Below are 21,658 nucleotides of genomic sequence, written 5' to 3'. Positions count from 1 at the left end.
GAGTGCGCTTTCTTATTGAAGAAATTCGCTTTTCCATCATAGGTCTCCAATGTGTAAACCTATTTCAGGACGGGACATACGCCAACAAAAAAGCCGCTTGCATCAAGCGGCTTTTTTTATGGTTTGTAACGCTAGAGCCTAGCGAGAAGGCTTAGTGCGCTGGCGCATACATGGCATCAATTTCTTGCTGATACTTAGATTCAATCACTTTACGACGCAGCTTCAAGGTTGGCGTAATTTCACCTAGCTCCATTGAGAATGGCGTGGTTAACAAGGTAAATCGCTTGACCTGCTCGTAGCGCGCCAAACTTTGTTGCAAGCTTTCTAAGCGCTCTTGGAACATGGCCATAATTTGCGGGTGGCGAACCAGCTCCATTCGCTCTTGATATGCCAAATTTAACGCTTTTGCATATTCTTCAAGGGTTTCAAAGCACGGCACAATTAGCGCAGAGACAAAGTTACGGGCATCGGCCACAACGGCAATTTGCTCAATAAAGCGATCTTTACCAATGGTGTTCTCGACCAATTGCGGTGCCACATATTTACCGTTGGAGGTTTTCATCAATTCTTTCAAACGTTCGGTAAACACCAGATCGCCTTGCTCATTAACATAGCCAGCATCGCCGGTGCGTAACCAACCGTCAGTGGTGATGGTTTCAGCGGTGGCTTCTGGCTTGTTGTAGTAACCCCGCATGACGGTGTCGCCCTTCACCCATATTTCATTGTCGGGGCCAAGCTTAACTTCAACACCTGGCATTGGCGTGCCAACGGTGCCCAGACGATAACCTTGGTCTTTAAAGCAGCTTACTGTGGCGGTGGTTTCTGTCATGCCGTAGCCGAGTTTCAAATGCATGCCGGCTGCTAGGAAAAAGCGATGAACATCCTGATCGAGGCCCGCGCCGCCAACGGGGAAAAAGCGGCAATTGCCACCAAATCGGCCACGTAATTTGGCAAAAACTAATTTGTCGGCCAGCTTGTATTTTTGAGCCAGTAGCCAGCTCTCTTGCTGCCCATCTTGTTGTTGCTGGAGGCGCTCTAACCCGACCTTGCTAGCCCATTTGAAGATCAGCTGACGTATTTTAGGCGCCTGTGATACCCGACTGTGGATCATGGCATAAGCTTTTTCATACAACCGCGGAACGGCGCACATGACCGATGGTTTGACTTGCTCAATCACATCCATCACTCGGCTTGGATCGCGAAGATAAACATTGGTGGCGCCACGGAACAAGGCAAAGAAGGTCCAGCCACGCTCATACACATGGGATAGCGGCAACATGCATAACGAAACATCGTTTTCGTTTAGCTCAATGCGCTCATCGTGCAGCTTCATGGCCGCGGCGAAATTGTTGAAATCCAACATCACGCCTTTTGGATCGCCAGTGGTGCCCGAGGTATAAATCAGAGTCACTAGATCGGTCATTTGGCAGCGTTCGCGTCGAGCCTGTAATTCAGTGGCTGAAGCCTCATCGCCAGTGGCGGTGAAATCATGATAATAAACAGAAGAGCGACAGTCGCTAATATCTACGCCAGCATCAAACACAACGATACGGCTGATCTCGCCTTGCGCCAATAGCGTTTTAGCCAGTTCATATTGTTCTTGTTCGCCAACACAAAGAATGTGAATGCCAGCATCACGCACAATATAGCGGGCCTGTTCTAACGTATTGGTAGGATAAACCGGCACCACAACGCCACGTGCGGCCAAAATGCCGTAATCGGCAAAGGTCCACTCCGGCATGTTGCGAGAGAAAATACCGACTTTGTCACCTTCAAAGTGACCCGCATGGATAAGCGCTTTAGCGAACAGTTGTACTTGTTCGCCAACTTGATTCCAGTTAATTGATTGCCAGCTGCCATTTTGCTCAAAGCGCATGGCTTCGCTGTCACCACTTTGCGAAATCCGTTCGCGCAAGAGTTCCACTAAGTGATATGAGGTCATAAAATTTGATCGTTTACTGGCTAATTTGGGGCGAAAGATTACTAATCTTTGTTTTGGCTTACAAGTGTTCTCCCAAATTGTTGCGCGCTGACTGTCTTAATTTCTTTACCCCGCGCAAAACAAAAGGCGCACGGTTACGTGCGCCTTTTGCTGCTGGGGTTAGCTTCGTGGGTTTAGTGTTCGGTCGTTGCGATGGTATGCATCCAGCTTCGACTTGCCAATTTACGTATAAATAAGATGGCCTTAGTGACTTCTTCGGTATAGACCATCAAATACACCCACAAAAATGGCCACTGCATTTGGACGGCCAACCAAGTCATTGGAATGCCGATGCACCACATGCCAAAGGTATCGGCAAGTAGGCAATAGCGGTTTTCACCACCGGTGCGCAGTACTCCCATGGACAGCGTCATATTGGTTACTTTCAACCAGCCGAGGCTGCCAATAACCAACAACAATTGCGCCGCTTGTTCTAAGGTCTGTTGCCCAAGATCGTGGTAAGGCGCCAGAATTAGTTTGTAGTTCAGTGCCAGCACTAAGCCAACCAATAGTGCAAACAGCGGGTTGTAGAGCGCAAAATTGCGGGCTAAGACCCAAGCTTGTTGATGATCGTTGGCACCCAAACGCTGGCCCACCATGATGGCGCTAGCTGCCGCCATGCCAAAAAATAGCGACAACAACATGCCTTCGATGGGCGTCAACAAGCTTGCAATCGCTAATGCATCGGTGCTGACTCGGCCATACAACATGATGTAAACAAACGTGCCCGATGACCAAATACCAAAATTCAGCATCATCGGTAAGCTCATGGTCAGGTAGCGTCGCCACGCGATGACAGACTGTAGCACCGGTAAGTTGTCGAGCCGTGGCAAGGTGTTGTGGCGCCGCCATAACATAAAGCCCAGCAATGCCAGTACATGAATCGTGCGCGCAATAGAGGTGGCAATGGCCGCGCCTGCAACGCCCATTGCCGGAATGCTGCCCCAACCAAAAATAAGTATGGCGTTTAGCGCAATATTAATGCTCACGGCGCCAGCACTAATGGCTAGCGGGGTTTTTACTTCACCAACGCTGCGCATGGCGGCTTCTAATATCACCAAGACTAAACTGCAAATGAGTGCAACCAAGGTTAACCTGATGTAGTGGGCGCCAAGTTCTATGACTTGTGGATCTGTGGTGCCCCAGCCAATGACTTGCTCTGCGGCAAAAGCGAGCCAAACGACCACTGGAGCCAGCAGCGTTATGCCTGTGACAGTCGCCAACAACACGGAATTTCGAACACCACGAATATTCTTTGCGCCCCAATATTGCGCCACCAAAATACTCAATGCGGTGCCAAGGCCAGCAAAAATCACCAAAATCACAAAATGAACGCGATTACCCAAGCCCACTGCCGCTACTGCGGCATTACCAAGGTGGCCTACCATCATGACGTCGACCATTCCCAATACTGTCATGAGTACTTGTTGTAATGAGATTGGCCAAGCTAACGAGAAGCTCGTTCTAAAGGAACTCGGTTGTTGCATGATTTGTCCTTCACAGCGAATAGCTTGTGTGAAATAGCGTACAAAGGTTATGAATGAAGATAGGCGCTCAATTATTGAACGTCTTCATATTGGCGAGCAGTATAGTTTGTGAGGTTTTCTTGGATAGGTTTATAGTTATCAATGTTATGTTCAAAACTATCATTTGAGGAGGATCTTGGTGCCGACTAATGGTTTGCTACAACCCACAACAGAATGGCGTGATATTTTGCATTTGCACCCGGACTGCGAGGAGGTTTTTGTCGCAACCCAGGGCGACCGTACTTTGCAGCAAGCGGGAGTGAATTTAGCGGGTCGTTCGATTTTAAAAACGAGCTACCGAGTCGGGCGTGCAACACCCGATAACCACACGGTGTTGCTGACCTTATCGGGTGGTGGCGTGTTACATACGAAGCACGGGCGCAGCATCATTGAACCCGATAGCATGATGGTGTTACCGGCGAGTCAACCGTTCTTATTTGAGCTCGAACAGCAAGCTTGCTGGCGCACCTGCTGGTTTTTGTTGGCGGACAATGAGCGCTGGCAATTTCTTCATCAACGGCAGCAACAACTAGTCACGGTACCGGGGCTAGGCGGGCAGCTTGATCGGACGCTCGCCACATTTGCTGCTGAACAGCAAAGTGCCCCATCGCAACAGCAAGCGCTCATCTCTCAATTGGTGCTCAGTTTTCTTGATCGCGTGTTAGAGCGTCAGAGCGAACTGCCTCAGCAACAAGTGAAGTTAATGCGTTTATTTGATGACGTCGAACGTCAGCTGCATTTGCCTTGGAGTGTGGCCGATTTGGCCAAACGCATGTATTTGTCTGAGCCTCAACTTTACCGTTTATCACGTCAATACATCGGTTTAAGTCCGATGCAGCACATTACTCAATTACGAGTTAAACGCGGGAAAGACTTGCTGTTTCACTCCCAATTGTCGGTCAAGCAAATTGCGCAATCGCTTGGCTATGAGGATGGCTTGAGTTTTTCGCATTGTTTCAAAAAACACGTGGGGCTATCACCTCAACATTGGCGCCAACAACAGGCGCGACGTTAAGGGGAAGCACATACAGTTGACCGGTTAAAGCGCTGCGACCACGGATTTGTTGTGGAACGTTAAAAAGTGTTTGAAGCTGTTTAAATTGAGATTGACGATGCGGCTGCTATCAATGCCAACTTTGTTGATGGCTTCAATACTTTTGGTGAAGTCGCCGAGTTGATAGCTAATGTGTGAGTCGCTGCCAACGCTCACCATACAACCTAGCTCTTTTACGACTTTCAAAATGCCGAGGCAGTTGGGTTCACTGCCGTGACGAGACTCTAAGAACGAACTGTTGTTCACTTCAATGGCTACATTGTGTTTTACCGCTTCTCGGATCACCGCTTGATAATCGAACGGGTAACTTGGATTGCCTGGGTGACCAATAACTTGGCACTTTCCTGATTGAATGGCACCAATCAACGCTTGGGTGTGATCGTCTTTGTTAGTTGGGGAAATTACCGGCTCGTGGAAACTGGCGATCACCAGATCAAGTTTGTCTAGCAGCGAATCGGGCACATCCAAATTGCCGGCGGCATCGAGAATATTTGCTTCCATGCCTCGGAAGACCACAATGCCCTCCATCACTCGTGGGAAAATTTTCATATTCACAAAGTGATAGATGTGTGGGCTATCGGGCATGGCAACACCATGATCGGTGATGGTAAAAGCTTCGAGCTGTCGTTCTTTAGCAACTTGAAGATAGTCATGAATCGTGCTGAAAGCATGGGTGCTGGCAATGGTGTGGGCGTGCGTATCAACCGAAATTTTCATGACAACCTCTTGCGACTAGCATGGCTTAGAATTGTAGTGTTTGTAGCAAATTTGTGAACCGGCGTAAGCCTTGTTGATTGTTGCTTTTCTATACTATTAGGAGTCCATGGTAAAGGTATAGCCCCCATGCGTGAACTCACTATTATTTTGTTGGTATGGCTAAGCTTAGTCGCTTGCAGCTCGACAAGTAACCAAGCGCCAGTGGTTTCTCTTTCACAACTCAATTTGCCGCAACCTGAGCATCATCTTGGTGCTGAGATTCCTTCGCTGCGGCAGATATTCACCTTGCCCGATAGCGCCAAGAAACTCCTTGATGACCAGTTTAGTCGTTACGCTATCGATCAAGATCGGGTATTAGACGAATTTCGCCACTGGATGAGCTCTCCTGAAGGGTTTTACGTTGAGTATGATAACCAGACCACATTTACGGTGACGCAAACATTTGAAGAGCGTGCTGGTAACTGTTTGTCATATTCGATTTTGACTCATGCCTTTGCTGATTATTTGAATCTCAAAGCTTACTTTCTAGAGCCTGATGTCCCCTTGTTTTGGCAGATGCAGGAGACATTTGAAACCATTGGTGATCACATTAATGTTTATGTTCGGCTGCCCTATGACCGCGAAAAAGTGTTTGGCCCCACAGGCTTTATTATCGATTTTAGTGAAAACGATCGGTTCAAGTATGCCAAGCGGTACGAGCTGAGTAAGGAGGACATTGTTGGCTCGTTTTATCATAACCGTGCCGCAGAAGCGTTAGCGCAAGGCGACTTACCGCTCGCTTACAGCTTCGCGTTTCATGCTCTGAATAATAAGCCGCAGGCATCCAAGAGTTATTCACTCATTGGCATTGTCCTTCGTCGTATGGGGAATGTAGAGCTGGCCGAGCAAGCTTATAACATTGGCATGCAGCTCGATTCTATGGATCCAGTCTTGTTGAATAATTTGGTCTACTTCTACCGCTCTGAAGAACGTCACTACGATGCATTATTGCTAGATTTGAGACTGGAGCAAATCCAATTAGAAAGCCCGTTTGTAATTGCTCGTTCTGCCGAAGAGTCGTTTAAGGATGGTTCTTATAAAGAGTCGTTAAAGCAATATAACAGGGCGATTCGTCGGGCTGACTATATTCATAATTTCTATTTTGGTAAGGCCCGTGCATTGCTTCAACTAGGTGAGTATGACGAAGCGATGGAAGCGTTAATGAAAGCGCAAGAGCTGAGTACAACACGAGAGCAAAACAGCAAATATGGCGGCAAGATTGCCGCCTTGAATCGATTAATGTAAGCCCTATTACTCGGGTAATCGGCGCCGTAAGTAGCTCGCAAACCGCGGTTTTCCGTGTGACGTAAAACCGCTAAAGCGATAGGTGATGACGCTGCCGATGGATGGCGGCTGGCGCCGCTCGTCATCACTAAAGCCTGTCCCCACTTTAAATATTTGACCGTCGTTGCCGCGCACCACTAAGGCGCCCAACTGCCCTTGATATTTTCCTTGCCCGGGTTGATGGCCAATAACTAAGGCTTCTGCATCTTGCCATGGTTTTAACTTGAGCATCTGCAGACTTCGTTTGGGTTCGTACAAGCCATTTCTGTGGCGCAGCATCAATCCTTCTCCGCCTCGCTTGAGCACTCGGTTTAATTCATCTCGAATGTCTTGTTCTGAGCGAACTAGATGCTGTTCAACTTTTTGCAAATAACTCAAATCAACCTCAGCCACAAGCTTGGCGAGCTGTTTATCTCGCATTTCAAATGGCGCCCGTATCGTTGGTAAATCAAAGACTTTAAAGGTGACCTGCTGCCATTGTTCATCAGCTGAGTGTTGGCGATTGAGTAACGCCATGACCTGACTGAATTGGCCGTAACCAATCCATAACTCACCATCCAAAGCAATTTGGGGTAAACCCGCGGTAAACCACTTGGGCGCGTGAATAATATTGCCGGACCGAGTCAGCAAGTGCTGACCATCCCAAAATGTTCTGACGCCATCATATTTTTCACTTAACAGGTAGTTGCCGAGCTGAATCGATTCTTCGTATTCACTGGCGAGCATTAATGGTGGGGCTGGATGTTGACCTGCAAGAAGAGCAGGGGTTGGCAGCAAAGCGCAGCCTATTAGGGTAAGGGTAGGGCTTTTTAGCATGAGTTAATCCTCCTTGATTGTGACTCACACCATTAGATTAGTACGTTTTTTGTACTCCTGTGTTTTGAGGCTCAATTTCTGTCAGCTGCCGCAAACTATTGCCATCCGCTTCTTCGTCAAGCTTGCGTGGGTTATTCCAATACAAGACAATGAGTTGTAATCTTGAAGTCATACCGCACTGAGCCATAGGATGGGCATGGACTTTTTTGTAATCAAAAAACTGGTCGGAACCTTAGTAGCACCAATGCCTATTGGCATGCTGCTGTTTACCTGTGCGCTGGTCGCGGCTTGGTTTTCTGATACATCGCGCTGGGTTCGCTGGCCGCTGACTATCGGTTGGCTCCTCACTGGGACCTTAAGTCTTTACCCTGTCGCTTCATCTTGGCTGCTGCGTTATGAAGGGCTATATCCAGCCTATACACAACAGCAGGAATGGCCGGTTGAACAAATTATCGTACTTGGCTGCTTTGGCATCGAAGATCCCCAGCTGCCGGTTTCGTCTCAACTACACCCTTGCTCGTCCATCCGATTAATCGAAGCCATGCGGATCTGGCGTCAGCATCCAGACTCCAAACTGATCTTGTCGGGCGGTAAAACTCGCTTTGGCCAGCTCAGTAATGCCGAGATGGGCGCAAATCTTTTAATGGCGTTGGGCGTGCCCGAAACCGCCATTGTACTGAGCCCTGTGGCACGGGACACCGACACTGAAGCCATTGCAGTGAAGAAATTACTTGGCCCTAATCCGCCAGTATTGGTGACCTCTGCATCTCATATGAAGCGAGCCGTTCGAGTCTTTGCTCGCCACGGTATTAGCGTCATAGCCGCGCCGTCTGAGCATTTGATTCGAGCACCATCGGGCCAACAATCCAGCTGGCGAGAATGGATCCCCAAAGCGTCTAATTTGTACAACTCAGAGCGAGCTTGGTATGCCACCATGGGCAATGCACTGGTCACGTTGCAAGGGATCTTTGGCGCTGATGATGAAAAGCCGACACCACCACCTCCGCTCGACTTAATGCCTAGCCCGGTTGCTGATCCCAAAGGAGATGACGCTAACACTCCGGCAACTGAGCCTGTGCACGATACTTTAGAACCGTCTGACGAGAGTGCAACGAACGTCAATTCAGACGGTTAGGCCATGTTGGTAAGCGGCGTGCTGTCATCGAACAGTGTGGCATCTTGTTTCAACCACTGCCCGACGATATCCGCCATCGCGGCGGCATCGCATAAATAGCTTTCTGCATCGCCAACTTGTCCGCGTATCGCCACTCCTCGTTCTAACAATTGCGGTAAGACTTTGTCGTAGTGCTGGGAAACATCCCCGCATGAACTGAAGTGTTTGTGTTGCGGACAATCGATCAAATGTCCTTGCGGGGTTCTAATTCGGTAGAGCGTTGGTTTGTCTGCCAATCTATTTGGAATTTCGTACCACTCCTCAACACTATGTAAAAAGGTGTTAGTTTTGAGACTGGCTCCGAGAAATAGAATTTTCGCCTTTACTGCCGCTAGTCGGCCCCAGCAACCAATTTTAGGGCCGGGTGAGCGACACCACTGTTCGCCATAAATATAGCGACTAGCTTGCTGCCCTAACGCCGCAATTGAATGAGTAGGGTGCCACGACCGCACAACGCCATCGCGTTGGCGAAATAGCTCACCAAGAATCCCAACACAAGACGGCTCGCTGGCTGGATCAAAGATATGATCTGGGCAGTTCCATGTTTGCCACGTATGTGTGGGCAGCAGAAGCAGCCCTTGGTTGACTGTGTCTGATAGGGCATCAAGTACGGTATCTGCGCCACCTGCCACGTTACCTATGGCTTTCATTGAGGAATGGACCATTAAGGTGTCGGTTGTTTTGATACCGAGTTCCATGAGGTCGTGCTGAAGCGATTGATAGGTATGCATATGAGGACTCGCTCGATGAATGTGGCAAGTTTAGCCTTAATTCAGCCAACGCGAGCGACAAAAAAGCCCGGCAATAGCCGGGCTTTTTAATACGTTAACGTGAATTAGTTATGAGTCGCTTCTAATGCGTAGAAGGTTGCTTCAGCGTATTCATCTGGGCGTGGATCTGAATCAGCATAATCATCAACATCTTGTTGCAGCTTATCAGCCATGTAGATGCCGGCTTTGAAGTACATGTAATCATCTGCAATATCATAGCCGCTGCCGTTCATGCTGATGGACTTAGTGACTGTATCTTTGCCATCACGCAAAATGCTAACGCTTAGAACATTGCCAACCACGTTGATTTCGTAGCTGAATTTTTCGTCTAGTGCGATGCCGTCTTCAGGATCATCCGCAGTGCTGCTGCGCGAACCAACCAAATCAACCCACAACTCACTGTAACCAGTGGCGTCGGTAGGCTCATGGGCGAAGTAAATGGAGCCTTTGGTGTTTTCTGGCAGCTTGCGGTAGTACAAGCGAATAGGCTCATCTTCATCGGCGTGAATTTGACCAATGACGATGCGACCCACATTGTAGTCATTGCCATCTTCGCGGATGTTGGTGACATGGTTAACAGCCAAAGTAGCTTTCAAGGTGCCATCAACACCGCCAGCGGCATTTTGTGCTGCAGTTGGCGCTGAGCTAAATACCCAGTTGTTTTCGTTGACGCCCTGCGTCGAAATGCTGGTATCACCGGCGCGCAACATGCCGCGAAGTTCAACCCGCGTGTAAGTCGTGTTGGTCCATGTTTTATAACCATCAATTGGGCAAATGAACTTCATACCACCGTCAGCTGCAGTGAAGAAAAAGTCGTCATTTTCGTAGCCAGAGCTGAGTGCATTTTCATAGATGCTGTCTGACTTGCCATTGTTGTCAGTATCGGTTGGTACGCTGATATACCAGCGCGTCAAATCAAAGTTATCAGACGGTGCAACGGAATTGTCTAGGTGCGAGTAATCCAATACTGCCGATGGCGTGCCAGCAGGCGTATCAACTACATCACCCGGCTCGGAGCCGTCACCTGGATCGGGCTCAGGAAGAACAATTTCCTCATCATTTGAGCCTGACAACCCACAATTCGAAACTTCAATTTCGCGCAGACTGTTCCAACCGTTGCTGTCGTCAGAATTACCGTGCCCCACTAAACGCACGTAACGACCATCAACATTCGGATCAACATCTGTGGCATCAAAACCGGCGTTGCCTAATGTTGATTCTTGATCGAGTGCTAAGTCGGTCCAATCAGAGCCGTTCAGCGAATATTGCAGGTCAAAATATGCAGTACGAGTGGTTGAGTTGTACCAAGCCGTGCGGATTTCATCGATGAAGTAAGCGTCGCCAAGGTCGACAATAAGCCACTTGCCATCGCCTTCCGACGCCCAGCGCGAACCGTCTGAAGTGTCACCATCAATCGCATTTTCTGGGCCATTGCCATCGTTGCTGCCGTCATCATAAGCAGCAGTGAGGGTTGTGGTCGTACATTCGCTTGGGTCGGTCGCTTCAACAACCGTGACATTGATATTGGCAGTGGCTGTTGCGGTGCCGTCGCTCACGGTAAATGCAAGTGTTACTGTGCCGCTAAAGCCAGTATCAGGCGAGAAAGTGTAGCTGCCGTCGTTGTTATCAACCAGCATGCCATCGCTACCGGAGTAGCTCACGTCGGTAATGGATAACGTATCACCGTCAACGTCATCTGCGACGGCCAACAACTGGCTGTCTGTGAACGTTAGGCTGCCATCTTCTGACATGCTAAAGTCCAAATCAGAAGCGGTTGGCAAGTCATTTACAGGGGCAATATCGAGTGTTGCTGAGCCTCTGACAGTATCGCTGCCGTCCGATAAATTAAAGGTCAATGCAATGCCGCTGGCGTTATAGTCCGCAGCAGGGGTGATCGTGAAACTACCGTCACCGTTGTCACTTATACTGATGTCAGTGTCGCTAGAGGCTAAATCGGACACGGTTAAATCATCACCGTCAGCGTCGGATGCACCCTCAAGTAATTGTGATTGGCTCAACGTCAGCGAGCCGTCTTCGTCCATGGAGAATGCATTTGAACCGGCCACAGGGGCATTGTTCGAAGGCGTTGTCGGTGTGCTGCCTGAAGAACCACCTCCGCCACAAGCGGAAAGCACGATAAGCGCTGGTAAAACGATTAGGGCCTGACGGCTGTATAATTTCATGGTTAATTAATCCGGACTGCTGGACAAAATTCGACACATTCTATCCTGTAAAGTCAATATTGTAATTGTGTAAAACCAATTTATACGGAGGGTGTTGCATTTTGGTTTGTTAGCTTTGGTCATTCCGTTTGACCAGTTTTGCAGCCAGTTGCTGATGCAGATCTAAGATTTAGCCTTCATTTCCCTACCGTTACCGTGATTTGGTAGCAAATTAACAGAAAGTTGGTACCATCCTCGACCGGTCTAAATGACTTCAGTCAGGACCACATTAGAAAATAACTAAGTGGATATGCGGTGAGTGCATGCTCCTTTGAGTAAAAACCGCGCAACAACTAAAAGCGAAGTACTAAGCCAATGTCACAACAAAATCTAGCCTCTGAAGGGCAAACTCCAATGAAAGCTGAGCAAAGCTGGGCACTGCAACAAGTTAGCAAAGGTAATACTTTGCCGCGTGGCAGAGTCTTTGATGCCTACCGCAATGCCGCAGCTGACAAGGTTACAGCGGCCGCACCTGTTGCCAAAGCTAAACTTGCTGCCGTCAAAAAAGCAGCACCGAAAGTGGCCGAAAAGCCTGCGCCTAAAGCTGAGTCAGCTGCGCCTGCAGGTTTAACCGACGCGCAAGCGAAAGCTTTTGCTGAACTGCAAGCCAACGGCGGCTGGGCTTCAGCAAAAGACTTAGGCGCTCGCAAAGCCACGCTTGACGCACTGGTGAAAAAAGAAGCTGCTGAAACACAAGAGCAAGACGGTGAAGCGGTTTACAAAGCGAAATAAATTACCGCGAACCCCATGCTAAAAAACGACCTACGGGTCGTTTTTTTGTGCCTAAAAGCCTAGGTCTTTTGGGCCATGAGAGCCAGTACAATCATCCGTTGCGGTAAGTCACATCTCGAAAGCGTTACAAATGACCCTGTCTGGGCTTTTGTTACTATCAGGGTTTCTCCGGTCGTTCAGCTGTAGCACTGAGCCAACAAACAGGTAGGTCAATTCGATGCAATCGTTTCAATGGAGCAGCAATTTCGTCACTGGCATTGATAGTGTCGACAGTCAACATCAACAGCTTGTTGCATTGGTGAATCAGCTGGGTGATTTGCTCTCCGAGGGTGAAAGCTCAGAGGCTGAATTGATGCCACTGCTGGCCCAATTGAAAAACTACACGGCTTATCATTTTTGCGATGAAGAGGGCGTCATGGCCAAATGGCAAATTGACGACCGGCATCTCACACAACATGTTCTAGCCCATCAGCAATTTCTTCACGAAGTTGATGCGCTACAGCAAGAGTTGAGCCTTAACGGTGCCGCCAACGCGCGTTATTTGATGGAATTTTTGGTTCGCTGGTTGGCCTACCATATTCTTGGCCAAGATCAGAACATGGCGCAGCAAATTGAACTGATACAACAAGGCCTGTCACCGCAGCAAGCATTTGACGCGGAAGAGCGTAGCAAAGACCGAGCAACCGCTCCTTTGCTGTCAGCCATGAATGCCTTGTTTGAACAAGTTTCACAACGTAATCGAGAGTTGGTTCAACTTAACCAAACCTTGGAGCAAAAGGTGCAAGAGCGTACCGAAGCCTTGTATCAAGCCAATCAACACCTCGAGCAGCTATCGTTAACCGATATGCTCACCTCGTTGCCAAATCGTCGCCGGGCGATGCAAGCGTTAAATCAGATGTGGTTGGATGCGTTAGCGCATCAGCAGCACGTTGCTTGCATGATGATCGATGCCGATCATTTTAAACAAGTGAATGACACCTACGGTCACGATGCGGGCGATCAGGTCTTAGTTAGCCTCGCTAACACCTTGGCAAGCTCAGTGCGTAATGACGATCTGGTCTGTCGCCTCGGCGGTGATGAATTCTTGGTGTTGTGCCCTAATACGGATACCGAAGGACTGCATAAGGTTGCAGGTAAAGTTCATCAAGCTGTTTGTAAGCTACAAGTGGCAACTGATGGCGAGCCTTGGCAGGGGAGCATCAGTGTTGGTATTGCTGCAATAGCGCCGGTGGATGCAGACTACAAAGTACTCTTAAAGCTAGCTGATGAGGGCGTTTATGCTGCCAAGGCGGCAGGAAAGAATTGTATTAGAGCTACCAGCCAGGCAGAAGCCATCAACTAGCCAATAAAAAAGGCGACTATTACAGTCGCCTTTTTGGGTTTAGCCAGAGCGAATTACAAGGTTTTTAACTGCTCGATTTGAGTTTCGAGCTTAGCGACATCGCGCTTGGCTTCAGCTAGTTTTTCTTTTTCTTTAGCAACAACCGCTTCTGGCGCTTTCGCAACAAAGCCTTGGTTACTGAGTTTGCCTTCGATGCGTGCCGCATCTTTTTGCATTTTCTCAAGTTGTTTGCTGATGCGAGCAATCTCAGCATCTACGTCGATCAAGCCAGCCATAGGGATCATGACTTCCATTTCGCCCACCAACTGAGTCGTTGACATAGGTAAAGTAGCATCGGCAGCAGGGATCTCGATGGACTCAACATTGGCCATCGCTTTTAAGAAGGTTAGGTTTTCATCCAATCGATGGTTGGCGTCGGCATCAACATTGCGAAGCAGACAGTTTAAGCCTTTGCTTGGAGAGATCCCCAATTCACCACGAACGTTACGAATGGCAACAACAAATTGTTTAACCCACTCTAAATCAACGACCGACTGCTCATCGATCTGACTTTCATCAAAGCTTGGGTAGGCTTCGAGCATGATGGAATCCGCTTCGTTGCCAACCAAGACTTTCACTTGCTGCCAAATTTCTTCGGTAATAAACGGCATCAATGGATGCATCAGGCGAAGCAATTTCTCCAATACGGAAACCAAGGTGTGGCGGGTGCCACGAAGCTCGGCTTCTGAGCCTGATTGCAAAGCAGGTTTAGTCAGCTCTAAGTACCAGTCACAGAACTGATTCCAAGTAAATTCGTACAGGGCGTTGGCGGCCATGTCGAAACGATAGCTGTCGAGTGCTTCACGAACATCTTTTACCGTTTGATTAAAGCGGCCGATGATCCAGCGATCTGCCAAGCTGAATTCCATCGCCGTGTTGTCACCAAAGCCGCAATCTTGCTCTTGGGTGTTCATCAACACGTAACGGCTGGCGTTCCAAAGTTTGTTGCAGAAGTTGCGGTAACCTTCGAGGCGTGACATATCCCAATTGATGTCGCGACCGGTAGACGCCATGGCGGCCAAGGTGAAACGCAATGCATCAGTACCGTGCGCCTCAATGCCATCGCCAAAGGCTTTGCGGGTATTTTTTTCAATTTTGGCGGCCAGCTTGGGCTGCATCATGTTGCCAGTGCGTTTTTGTACCAAGCTTTCTAAGTCGATACCGTCGACCATATCGAGCGGATCAAGCACATTGCCTTTCGACTTCGACATCTTGTCGCCGTTTTCATCACGGATTAAGCCGGTGACGTAAACCGTTTTAAATGGCACTTGTGGTTTACCGTCTTCATCTTTCATGAAGTGCATGGTCATCATGATCATGCGAGCAACCCAGAAGAAAATGATGTCAAAACCTGTCACCAAGGTTGACGTTGGGTGAAAAGTCTTCAGTGCGTCGGTATTGTCTGGCCAACCCAGCGTCGAGAATGTCCATAACGCGGAGCTGAACCAAGTATCGAGTACGTCTTCGTCTTGCGACAGTTTCACGTCATCGGCTAAGCCATGCTCGGCACGAACTTCTTCTTCCGTACGACCGACATAAACATCACCGTTGTCGTCGTACCATGCAGGAATGCGGTGGCCCCACCAAAGCTGACGGGAAATACACCAATCTTGAATGTCGCGCATCCAAGAGAAGTACATGTTCTCGTATTGTTTTGGCACAAACTCAATGTCGCCATTTTCAACGGCTTCAACGGCAGGCTTGGCCAATACATCGGCACGCACATACCATTGGTCGGTTAGCATTGGCTCAATCACGACGCCGCCGCGATCGCCGTAAGGCACGGTCAGTTCGTGATCTTTAATTTCATCTAGCAGGCCGAGTTCGTCAAAGCGCGCAACGATGGCTTTGCGGGCCGCAAAGCGATCCATGCCAGCATAGTCAGCAGGCAGTTCGGTACTGTAAGCGTCCGATGGTTCGCCTTTGGTATTGAATACTTCGGCTTCGGCGCGAATTGCTGCGTCAATGGTGAGGATATTGATCATCGGTAACTGATGACGTTTACCCACTTCATAATCGTTAAAGTCGTGAGCTGGGGTGATTTTCACGCAGCCTGTGCCTTTATCCATATCGGCATGCTCGTCGCCCACAATTGGAATACGGCGACCAACCAACGGCAGCTCAATGAATTTGCCAATCAGATCTTTGTAACGCGGATCGTCTGGATTAACCGCTACGCCGGTATCACCCAACATGGTTTCTGGCCGCGTAGTAGCAACCACAATGTAGTCTTTGCCATCAGCGGTTTGAATGCCATCAGCCAGCGGATAACGGAAGTGCCACATGTGGCCTTTCTTGTCTTTGTTTTCCACTTCGAGATCAGAGATGGCGGTGTGCAGTTTTGGATCCCAGTTGACTAAACGCTTGCCGCGATAAATTAAATCTTCTTTATAGAGGCGAACGAATACCTCAAGTACGGCTTTCGACAAGCCTTCGTCCATGGTGAAGCGCTCGCGCTCCCAATCCACTGACGAGCCCAAACGACGTAATTGCTTGGTGATGGTGCCGCCACTTTCGCCTTTCCAATCCCAAACTTTTTCGAGAAATGCCTCGCGGCCGTAATCGTGCTTGGTTTTGTCTTCTTCGGCAGCAATTTTGCGCTCAACCACCATTTGTGTGGCAATACCCGCATGATCGGTTCCCACTTGCCACAAGGTGTTTTTGCCTTGCATGCGTTGGTAACGGATTAAGGTATCCATGATGGTGTCTTGGAAAGCGTGGCCCATGTGTAGGCTGCCAGTGACATTTGGCGGCGGGATCATGATGCAGTAGCTTTCTTTGCTGGTGTCACCATGTGGCTTGAAATAGCCTTTTTCTTCCCATGCCTGATACATGGCGCGCTCAACCGCGTTTGGATTGAAAGTTTTTTCCATGACGTAGTTCGTTTTAGTAATTTCTAAATTAATTGAATGCAGGCAATTGCTGCTCGGGACCTGTGGTTGGAGCCAATCCGTAACGCTGATACAGGCGATACCTGTCTCGCGCTTGTTGTTTCAGTTCCGGTTGGCTGGGCACAAGGTCAAGAATGTGGCGGCATTTTACAGTATTCGACGGCCCTTTGGCAGACAGATTGAGCAACACCGGAACAAAATTTGTTGGCTCTTCAGTGCTGATCATCACTGGTGCGCCATATCGAGGTGCAAACTGGCTTTGGGCGTGGGGTACAAACTGCGTTAATGGCGCAGAAAACAATAAGTCATCAAGCAGTGCGGCTTGCTCGCTACTATCAACCAGCAAATGCAGCTTTAAATTGCGAGTTTGAAGTTGCCCGGTTAACCGAGCAGCCAAACGCAAAGGAGCAGACGCGTCGGTCTGCTCCTCGGTTTGCGCTTCGTCCATCAGGACAAAATGAGCACTGGCTGCCACTTATTCCTCAGTCTGCTGCGCTCGGGTCAGCAGGAACTGGGTCAACATGGAAACCGGACGACCGGTTGAACCTTTGTTCTTACCTGAGCGCCATGCGGTGCCGGCAATATCCAAGTGAGCCCAATGGAACTTTTTGGTAAAGCGGCTTAAGAAACAACCTGCGGTAATCGTACCGGCAGCTTTGCCGCCGATGTTGGCCATGTCGGCAAACGGGCTATCGAGCTGCTCTTGGTAATCTTCCCACAATGGCAAGCGCCAAGCGCGGTCGCCACTTTGGGTTGAAGCATTTTCTAGCTCATGCGCTAATGGGTTGTGGTTACTCAGCAAGCCCGTTGCATGGGCGCCCAAGGCAACTACGCAAGCACCTGTCAGGGTGGCCACATCAATCACACATTCTGGGTCAAAGCGCTCAACATAAGTGAGGGCATCACACAGAACCAAGCGGCCTTCGGCATCAGTATTTAATACTTCAACGGTTTGGCCCGACATGGTGGTGAGCACATCACCCGGACGATACGCTCGGCCACCTGGCATGTTTTCACAGCCAGCCAGAATACCGATGACGTTAATGGGCAGATTCAATTCAGCCAGCGCTTTCATGGTGCCGTAAACACCGGCGGCGCCGCCCATATCGAACTTCATTTCGTCCATGCCTGCACCCGGTTTTAGAGATATACCACCGGAATCAAAGGTCAGGCCTTTACCCACAAGTACAACCGGAGCAGTATCTTCTTCGGCACCGTTATAGTGAATCACGGACATCTTGGATTCATTAGCACTGCCGCGGCCAACCGCGAGGTAGCTAGTCATGCCCAGCTTTTCCATTTGTGCTTCGCCAATGACTTCCGTGGTCACGTTGTCGTAGTCGTTATCAAGCTGTTTGGCTTGCTCCGCTAAGTACTCTGGGTTGCAGATGTTGGGTGGCATGTTCGCCACATCTTTACAAGCAAGAACACCGGCAGCCACGGCCAAGCCATGTTGGATGGCTTTTTCACCTGCAGGCAAATCACGGCGGGTTGGCACATTGAAGGTGATTTTGCGCAGAGGTCGGCGAGTTTCGCCTTTTTTCGTTTTCAGTTGGTCAAAGCTGTATAGCGAATCTTGTGTTGTTTCTACAGCTTGGCGAACTTTCCAATAAGTGTCGCGACCTTTGACGTGCAACTCAGACAAGAAACAAACGGCCTCCATTGAGCCGGTTTCATTTAGTGTGCTGATGGTTTTAGCGATGATTTGCTTGTACTGACGCTCATCGAGTTCACGTTCTTTACCACAACCAACCAGCAAAACACGTTCGCTGAGAATGTTTGGTACTTGATGAAGCAGCAGCATTTGCCCCGGTTTACCTTCAAGGTCACCGCGACGTAATAGGTTGGACAGGTAGCCATCACTGATTTTATCGAGCTGTTCAGCAACCGGCGTTAATCGTCTTGGATCAAACACTCCGACAACAATGCAGGCACTGCGTTGTTTTTCGGGGCTGCCACTTTTTACACTGAACTCCATGGATGCTCCTATTATTTAAAGACTTATAATTCTATTTGTTGGATAATCAGCGCCTGCGTGATTGCTTGGTCGAATTAACCGCAACAAGCTGGCGAAGAAAAGTACTCTTTTTGAGCTTTTCTATTGATAATGCGAGCTAAGCAGGCTTACTAGCAAATTTTAGTAAAAACCTGAGCTTTATCGCAAATTGTATCCTCAGGCACTAAAAATGACACATTTATCAGTCAGGAACAAACCTTGATTGTATTTCGCTTTCTACTCATTGAAGTTTTGAAGTCAACGCTTGCTGTATTCAGCGTGTTGATGGTGGTTTTTATTAGCCGTGAGCTGGTTTCTATTCTCGCGGATGCCTCTGAAGGCAAAATTGCCGGGGCAATTCTATTTCAATTGCTCAGTCTAAATGTTCCTGCCTTAGCGACTATGGTGCTGCCATTAGGCCTGTTTTTGGGTATTTTGATCGCATTAGGGCGCATGTATGTGCAAAGTGAAATGGTGGTGCTTCAAGCGACCGGTGTTAGTGAATGGTATGTCACTCGAGTCACCCTGATATTAGCGGCGGTGATCACCGTTGTAACGGCTTTCTTAACCGTCTACTTGGTGCCCGTTAGTAAAGAGCGCGAATTACAATTACTAGAGCAAGCTGAAGCTGATACCAATGTACAAGCGTTGGTGGAAGGTCGGTTCCGTCAAAGTAAAGACGGCAAAACCGTTATTTTTGTTGAGGAAATCAGCAAGCGCGGTAATCAACTCGACAAAGTGTTTGTTGCTCAGATGCCAGAAAACTGGAATGCCAATGAACGTGGTAGTTTGGTGCTGGCCGAGAAAGGCGTACTGAAAGAGCAAGATGACGGCTCGGTCAATCTCGAGTTGTCTAAAGGCGAACGTTACGAAGGGGCGCCAAGCCAACAAGACTACAATCGCATCACCTTTGACACTTATACCATTGATGCCAAAGCGCAGGTCTCTGAGCGTAAACGCCGCAAACTTGATGCGGTGGCAACATCCGATTTGTTCAACAGTGACGATCCCGACTACATTGCTGAGCTGCATTGGCGAATAGCTTTGCCGCTGGCAATTCCTATTCTGACGTTATTGGCGGTGCCGTTGTCGGTGGTAAACCCTCGACAGGGCGCGTTCGCTAAAATGCTCCCCGCCATTTTGCTTTATCTGGCCTATTTCATTTTGCTGATGGCTGGCCGAAAAGCCTTACAAAGTGGCGCTGTGCCCAGTTGGTTAGGGCTCTGGTGGGTCCATTGTATTGGCCTTTCCGTGGCGGTTGGACTGTTGATCAGCGGTCGCAAAAGCGGTGCTCGCATTAAAAGCAAATTGATGATGTGGAGGCGTAACTAATGTATTCCATTGTTGATCGCCACATCGGCCGCACATTACTTGGCACAACGAGCTTGGTGTTACTGGTGCTGGTTGGCTTGTCATCGCTGATCCGCTTCGTGCAGCAGCTTAAACATGTCGGGAAAGGGAATTACGATATTGTTGATGCGGTGCTTTATATGCTGTTTTCAGCGCCGCGTGACTTGGAAATATTCTTCCCAGTTTGCGCCTTAATGGGCGCGCTAGTTGGCCTTGGCATGTTGGCTTCTCATAGCGAACTGGTGGTGATGCAATCGTCCGGTTTGAGCAAGCTTAATATCTCCAATTCAGTGCTAAAAACGGCGATTCCACTGGCGATTGTCATGATGATGATTGGTGAATGGGGCGTGCCTGCAAGTGAGCGTTTTGCGAAAGAATTGAAGTCGTCTGCAATTTCTGGCGGCAGTATTTTGTCGAGCCGCTCAGGTACTTGGGCTAAAGATGGCGATAGTTTTGTCTATATTGGCTCAGTGCTCGACGCCGATGAACTGCATAGCGTGACTCAATATCACTTCGATGAAAACAATAGCCTCACTGAAGTCTTTCATTTCCGCGACGCCACATATCAAGAAGGCAGTTGGCTGGTCAATGATGTTCATCACACCCGTTTGTCCGACTCTGCCATTAATACTCAGCACACCGACACAGGGCAGTGGCAGAGTACGTTAACTCCCAGCAAGTTGAGTGTGGTATCGATTAAGCCCGACGCCCTACCAATTAGTGGTTTAATGGATTATGTGGACTACTTGCGAGCCGGTCGCCAAGATTCGACTCGTTATGAATTAGCGATGTGGCGCAAAATGCTCAAGCCGTTGGCGGTGGCAACCATGATGCTGCTGGCTTTGTCATTTATCTTCGGCCCACTGCGCACCGTCACCATGGGCGCGCGAATTATTCTCGGAGTGATTGCCGGTTTTGCCTTTCACATTGCCGATCAGCTATTTGGACCAATGACTGTGGTCTTTGCCGTGCCACCAGTTATATCTGCTGCGTTGCCGTCACTGCTGTTTTTAGGCTTTGCGATTTACTTGTTGAGGCGAAGCTAGATCGTTTAGTGGCGGGGTAAAGGGCGGTTCTCGCCCTTTGGCAAAGTCACCACAACGGAATCAGAAAGGCGGTCGTGCAGCGCCTTTTTGTTTTTCCAATCCACCAGCATCAACAAATTCCCTAAGCCACCAAGCGCAAAGCAAACACGCACCACAGCCTGGCGCGGGTGAATCGGTGTGCCGTCGTCATTTTGAATACGTAGCCGCCAAGCCTTCATGCCGAGGGTTTGGCCGCCGTGGGTCCAGAACCACATGAAAAATATGGCCACGGCGCTAATCAAGTAGAGCGAATACCACGCTTGGCTCATTAAGTAAGAGCCAATATCGCCATTATGGCTCGTCAAATCTGGCCAACCGAACTGCGCGCTAATGGCCACGATGATAAAGCCAATAATATGCGCACTGACCCAAATCGAGGCGGCTAACAAACTATCGTAAACAATGGCAGCAAAGCGACGAACAAAAGTGGCAGGTGGGTACGTAGGGCGCATGTGAGTCTTCAATGGCTTAATAAAAATCGCATTGTAGCAAGCATTAATCGACCGATGTAGCTGCCAGTGGCCGAGGACGAGACCTTGTTAAGCATTCTGTTAAGGTACACGTGCTTAAACAACCAAAATCCTGTCGGATTTGCATAACAAATAAGCACTCAACGAGGTAGCTGTAACCGAACCGACAT

The 21,658-nt window shown here is 49.0% G+C and carries 17 protein-coding genes; 7 read left to right on the top strand and 10 right to left on the bottom strand.

What is annotated here, in order from left to right; all coding sequences use genetic code 11:
• Positions 1–151 precede the first annotated feature (151 nt).
• Together K0504_RS17620 and K0504_RS17615 are read right to left on the bottom strand one after the other, a co-directional pair.
• Entirely contained in the window at positions 152–1,942 is a 1,791-nt protein-coding gene (locus K0504_RS17620; RefSeq protein ID WP_220105481.1) for an AMP-dependent synthetase/ligase, read from the bottom strand.
• A 173-nt stretch (positions 1,943–2,115) separates the two neighbouring features.
• Entirely contained in the window at positions 2,116–3,468 is a 1,353-nt protein-coding gene (locus K0504_RS17615; RefSeq protein WP_220105480.1) for an MATE family efflux transporter, read from the bottom strand.
• 178 nt (positions 3,469–3,646) lie between these two features.
• On the opposite strand from K0504_RS17615, the gene K0504_RS17610 reads away from it, so the two are divergent.
• Positions 3,647–4,522, top strand: a complete 876-nt coding sequence (locus tag K0504_RS17610; RefSeq protein WP_220105479.1) for a helix-turn-helix domain-containing protein — start codon at positions 3,647–3,649, stop codon at positions 4,520–4,522.
• A gap of 24 nt (positions 4,523–4,546) precedes the next feature.
• On the opposite strand, the gene K0504_RS17605 is transcribed toward K0504_RS17610, so the two are convergent.
• On the bottom strand, positions 4,547–5,278 hold the full coding sequence (locus tag K0504_RS17605) for a phosphatase (RefSeq protein ID WP_220105478.1): 732 nt from the start codon (positions 5,276–5,278) through the stop codon (positions 4,547–4,549).
• 126 nt (positions 5,279–5,404) lie between these two features.
• On the opposite strand from K0504_RS17605, the gene K0504_RS17600 reads away from it, so the two are divergent.
• Positions 5,405–6,562 carry a tetratricopeptide repeat protein gene (locus K0504_RS17600; RefSeq protein WP_220105477.1) on the top strand — a complete coding sequence of 386 codons (1,158 nt, stop codon included), beginning with the start codon at positions 5,405–5,407 and terminating at the stop codon, positions 6,560–6,562.
• Positions 6,563–6,568: 6 nt separating this feature from the next.
• On the opposite strand, the gene K0504_RS17595 is transcribed toward K0504_RS17600, so the two are convergent.
• Positions 6,569–7,417, bottom strand: a complete 849-nt coding sequence (locus K0504_RS17595; protein WP_220105476.1) for a DNA ligase — start codon at positions 7,415–7,417, stop codon at positions 6,569–6,571.
• Positions 7,418–7,613: 196 nt separating this feature from the next.
• On the opposite strand from K0504_RS17595, the gene K0504_RS17590 reads away from it, so the two are divergent.
• Positions 7,614–8,552 (top strand): ElyC/SanA/YdcF family protein, encoded by a 939-nt coding sequence (locus K0504_RS17590; protein ID WP_220105475.1) that lies wholly within the window; start codon positions 7,614–7,616, stop codon positions 8,550–8,552.
• Here the strand turns inward: K0504_RS17590 and K0504_RS17585 are convergent.
• Together K0504_RS17585 and K0504_RS17580 are read right to left on the bottom strand one after the other, a co-directional pair.
• Positions 8,549–9,322, bottom strand: coding sequence for an AAC(3) family N-acetyltransferase (locus K0504_RS17585; protein WP_220105474.1), 774 nt, complete (start codon positions 9,320–9,322; stop codon positions 8,549–8,551). The two genes, K0504_RS17590 and K0504_RS17585, sit on opposite strands and share 4 nt — an antisense overlap.
• Positions 9,323–9,426: 104 nt before the next feature.
• Positions 9,427–11,544, bottom strand: a complete 2,118-nt coding sequence (locus K0504_RS17580) for a polysaccharide lyase family 7 protein (protein WP_220105473.1) — start codon at positions 11,542–11,544, stop codon at positions 9,427–9,429.
• A 354-nt stretch (positions 11,545–11,898) separates the two neighbouring features.
• Between K0504_RS17580 and K0504_RS17575 the strand changes: the two genes are divergently transcribed.
• Complete coding sequence (locus K0504_RS17575; protein WP_220105472.1) at positions 11,899–12,315, top strand: hypothetical protein; 417 nt, start codon at positions 11,899–11,901, stop codon at positions 12,313–12,315.
• Positions 12,316–12,532: 217 nt separating this feature from the next.
• Positions 12,533–13,657 (top strand): GGDEF domain-containing protein, encoded by a 1,125-nt coding sequence (locus K0504_RS17570; RefSeq protein WP_220105471.1) that lies wholly within the window; start codon positions 12,533–12,535, stop codon positions 13,655–13,657.
• Positions 13,658–13,710: 53 nt separating this feature from the next.
• Here the strand turns inward: K0504_RS17570 and K0504_RS17565 are convergent, their stop codons facing one another.
• From K0504_RS17565 to pepA, 3 genes are read right to left on the bottom strand one after another with little or no spacing between them, the layout of a single operon-like run.
• On the bottom strand, positions 13,711–16,569 hold the full coding sequence (locus K0504_RS17565; RefSeq protein WP_220105470.1) for a valine--tRNA ligase: 2,859 nt from the start codon (positions 16,567–16,569) through the stop codon (positions 13,711–13,713).
• Between the two features lie 28 nt (positions 16,570–16,597).
• Positions 16,598–17,062: a DNA polymerase III subunit chi gene (locus K0504_RS17560; protein WP_220105469.1), complete on the bottom strand. Its 465-nt coding sequence runs from the start codon at positions 17,060–17,062 to the stop codon at positions 16,598–16,600.
• Entirely contained in the window at positions 17,063–18,565 is a 1,503-nt protein-coding gene (pepA, locus tag K0504_RS17555) for a leucyl aminopeptidase (RefSeq protein WP_220105468.1), read from the bottom strand.
• 237 nt (positions 18,566–18,802) lie between these two features.
• Here pepA and lptF point away from each other — a divergent pair, with 237 nt between their 5' ends.
• The gene (lptF, locus tag K0504_RS17550) at positions 18,803–19,915 is read left to right on the top strand and encodes an LPS export ABC transporter permease LptF (RefSeq protein ID WP_220105467.1); all 1,113 of its coding nucleotides are present in this window, start codon (positions 18,803–18,805) and stop codon (positions 19,913–19,915) included.
• Positions 19,915–20,979 carry an LPS export ABC transporter permease LptG gene (gene lptG / locus K0504_RS17545; RefSeq protein WP_220105466.1) on the top strand — a complete coding sequence of 355 codons (1,065 nt, stop codon included), beginning with the start codon at positions 19,915–19,917 and terminating at the stop codon, positions 20,977–20,979. The genes lptF and lptG overlap by 1 nt, the downstream gene beginning before the upstream one ends.
• A gap of 5 nt (positions 20,980–20,984) precedes the next feature.
• On the opposite strand, the gene K0504_RS17540 is transcribed toward lptG, so the two are convergent.
• Positions 20,985–21,470, bottom strand: a complete 486-nt coding sequence (locus K0504_RS17540) for an RDD family protein (RefSeq protein ID WP_220105465.1) — start codon at positions 21,468–21,470, stop codon at positions 20,985–20,987.
• Positions 21,471–21,658: the final 188 nt, after the last annotated feature.

The sequence above is a fragment of the Neiella holothuriorum genome, from assembly GCF_019457915.1.
In the GTDB taxonomy this organism is placed as follows: domain Bacteria; phylum Pseudomonadota; class Gammaproteobacteria; order Enterobacterales; family Neiellaceae; genus Neiella; species Neiella holothuriorum.
Note: the sequence above shows the minus strand (reverse complement) of the source record. Positions and strands in the feature narration are given on the sequence as shown.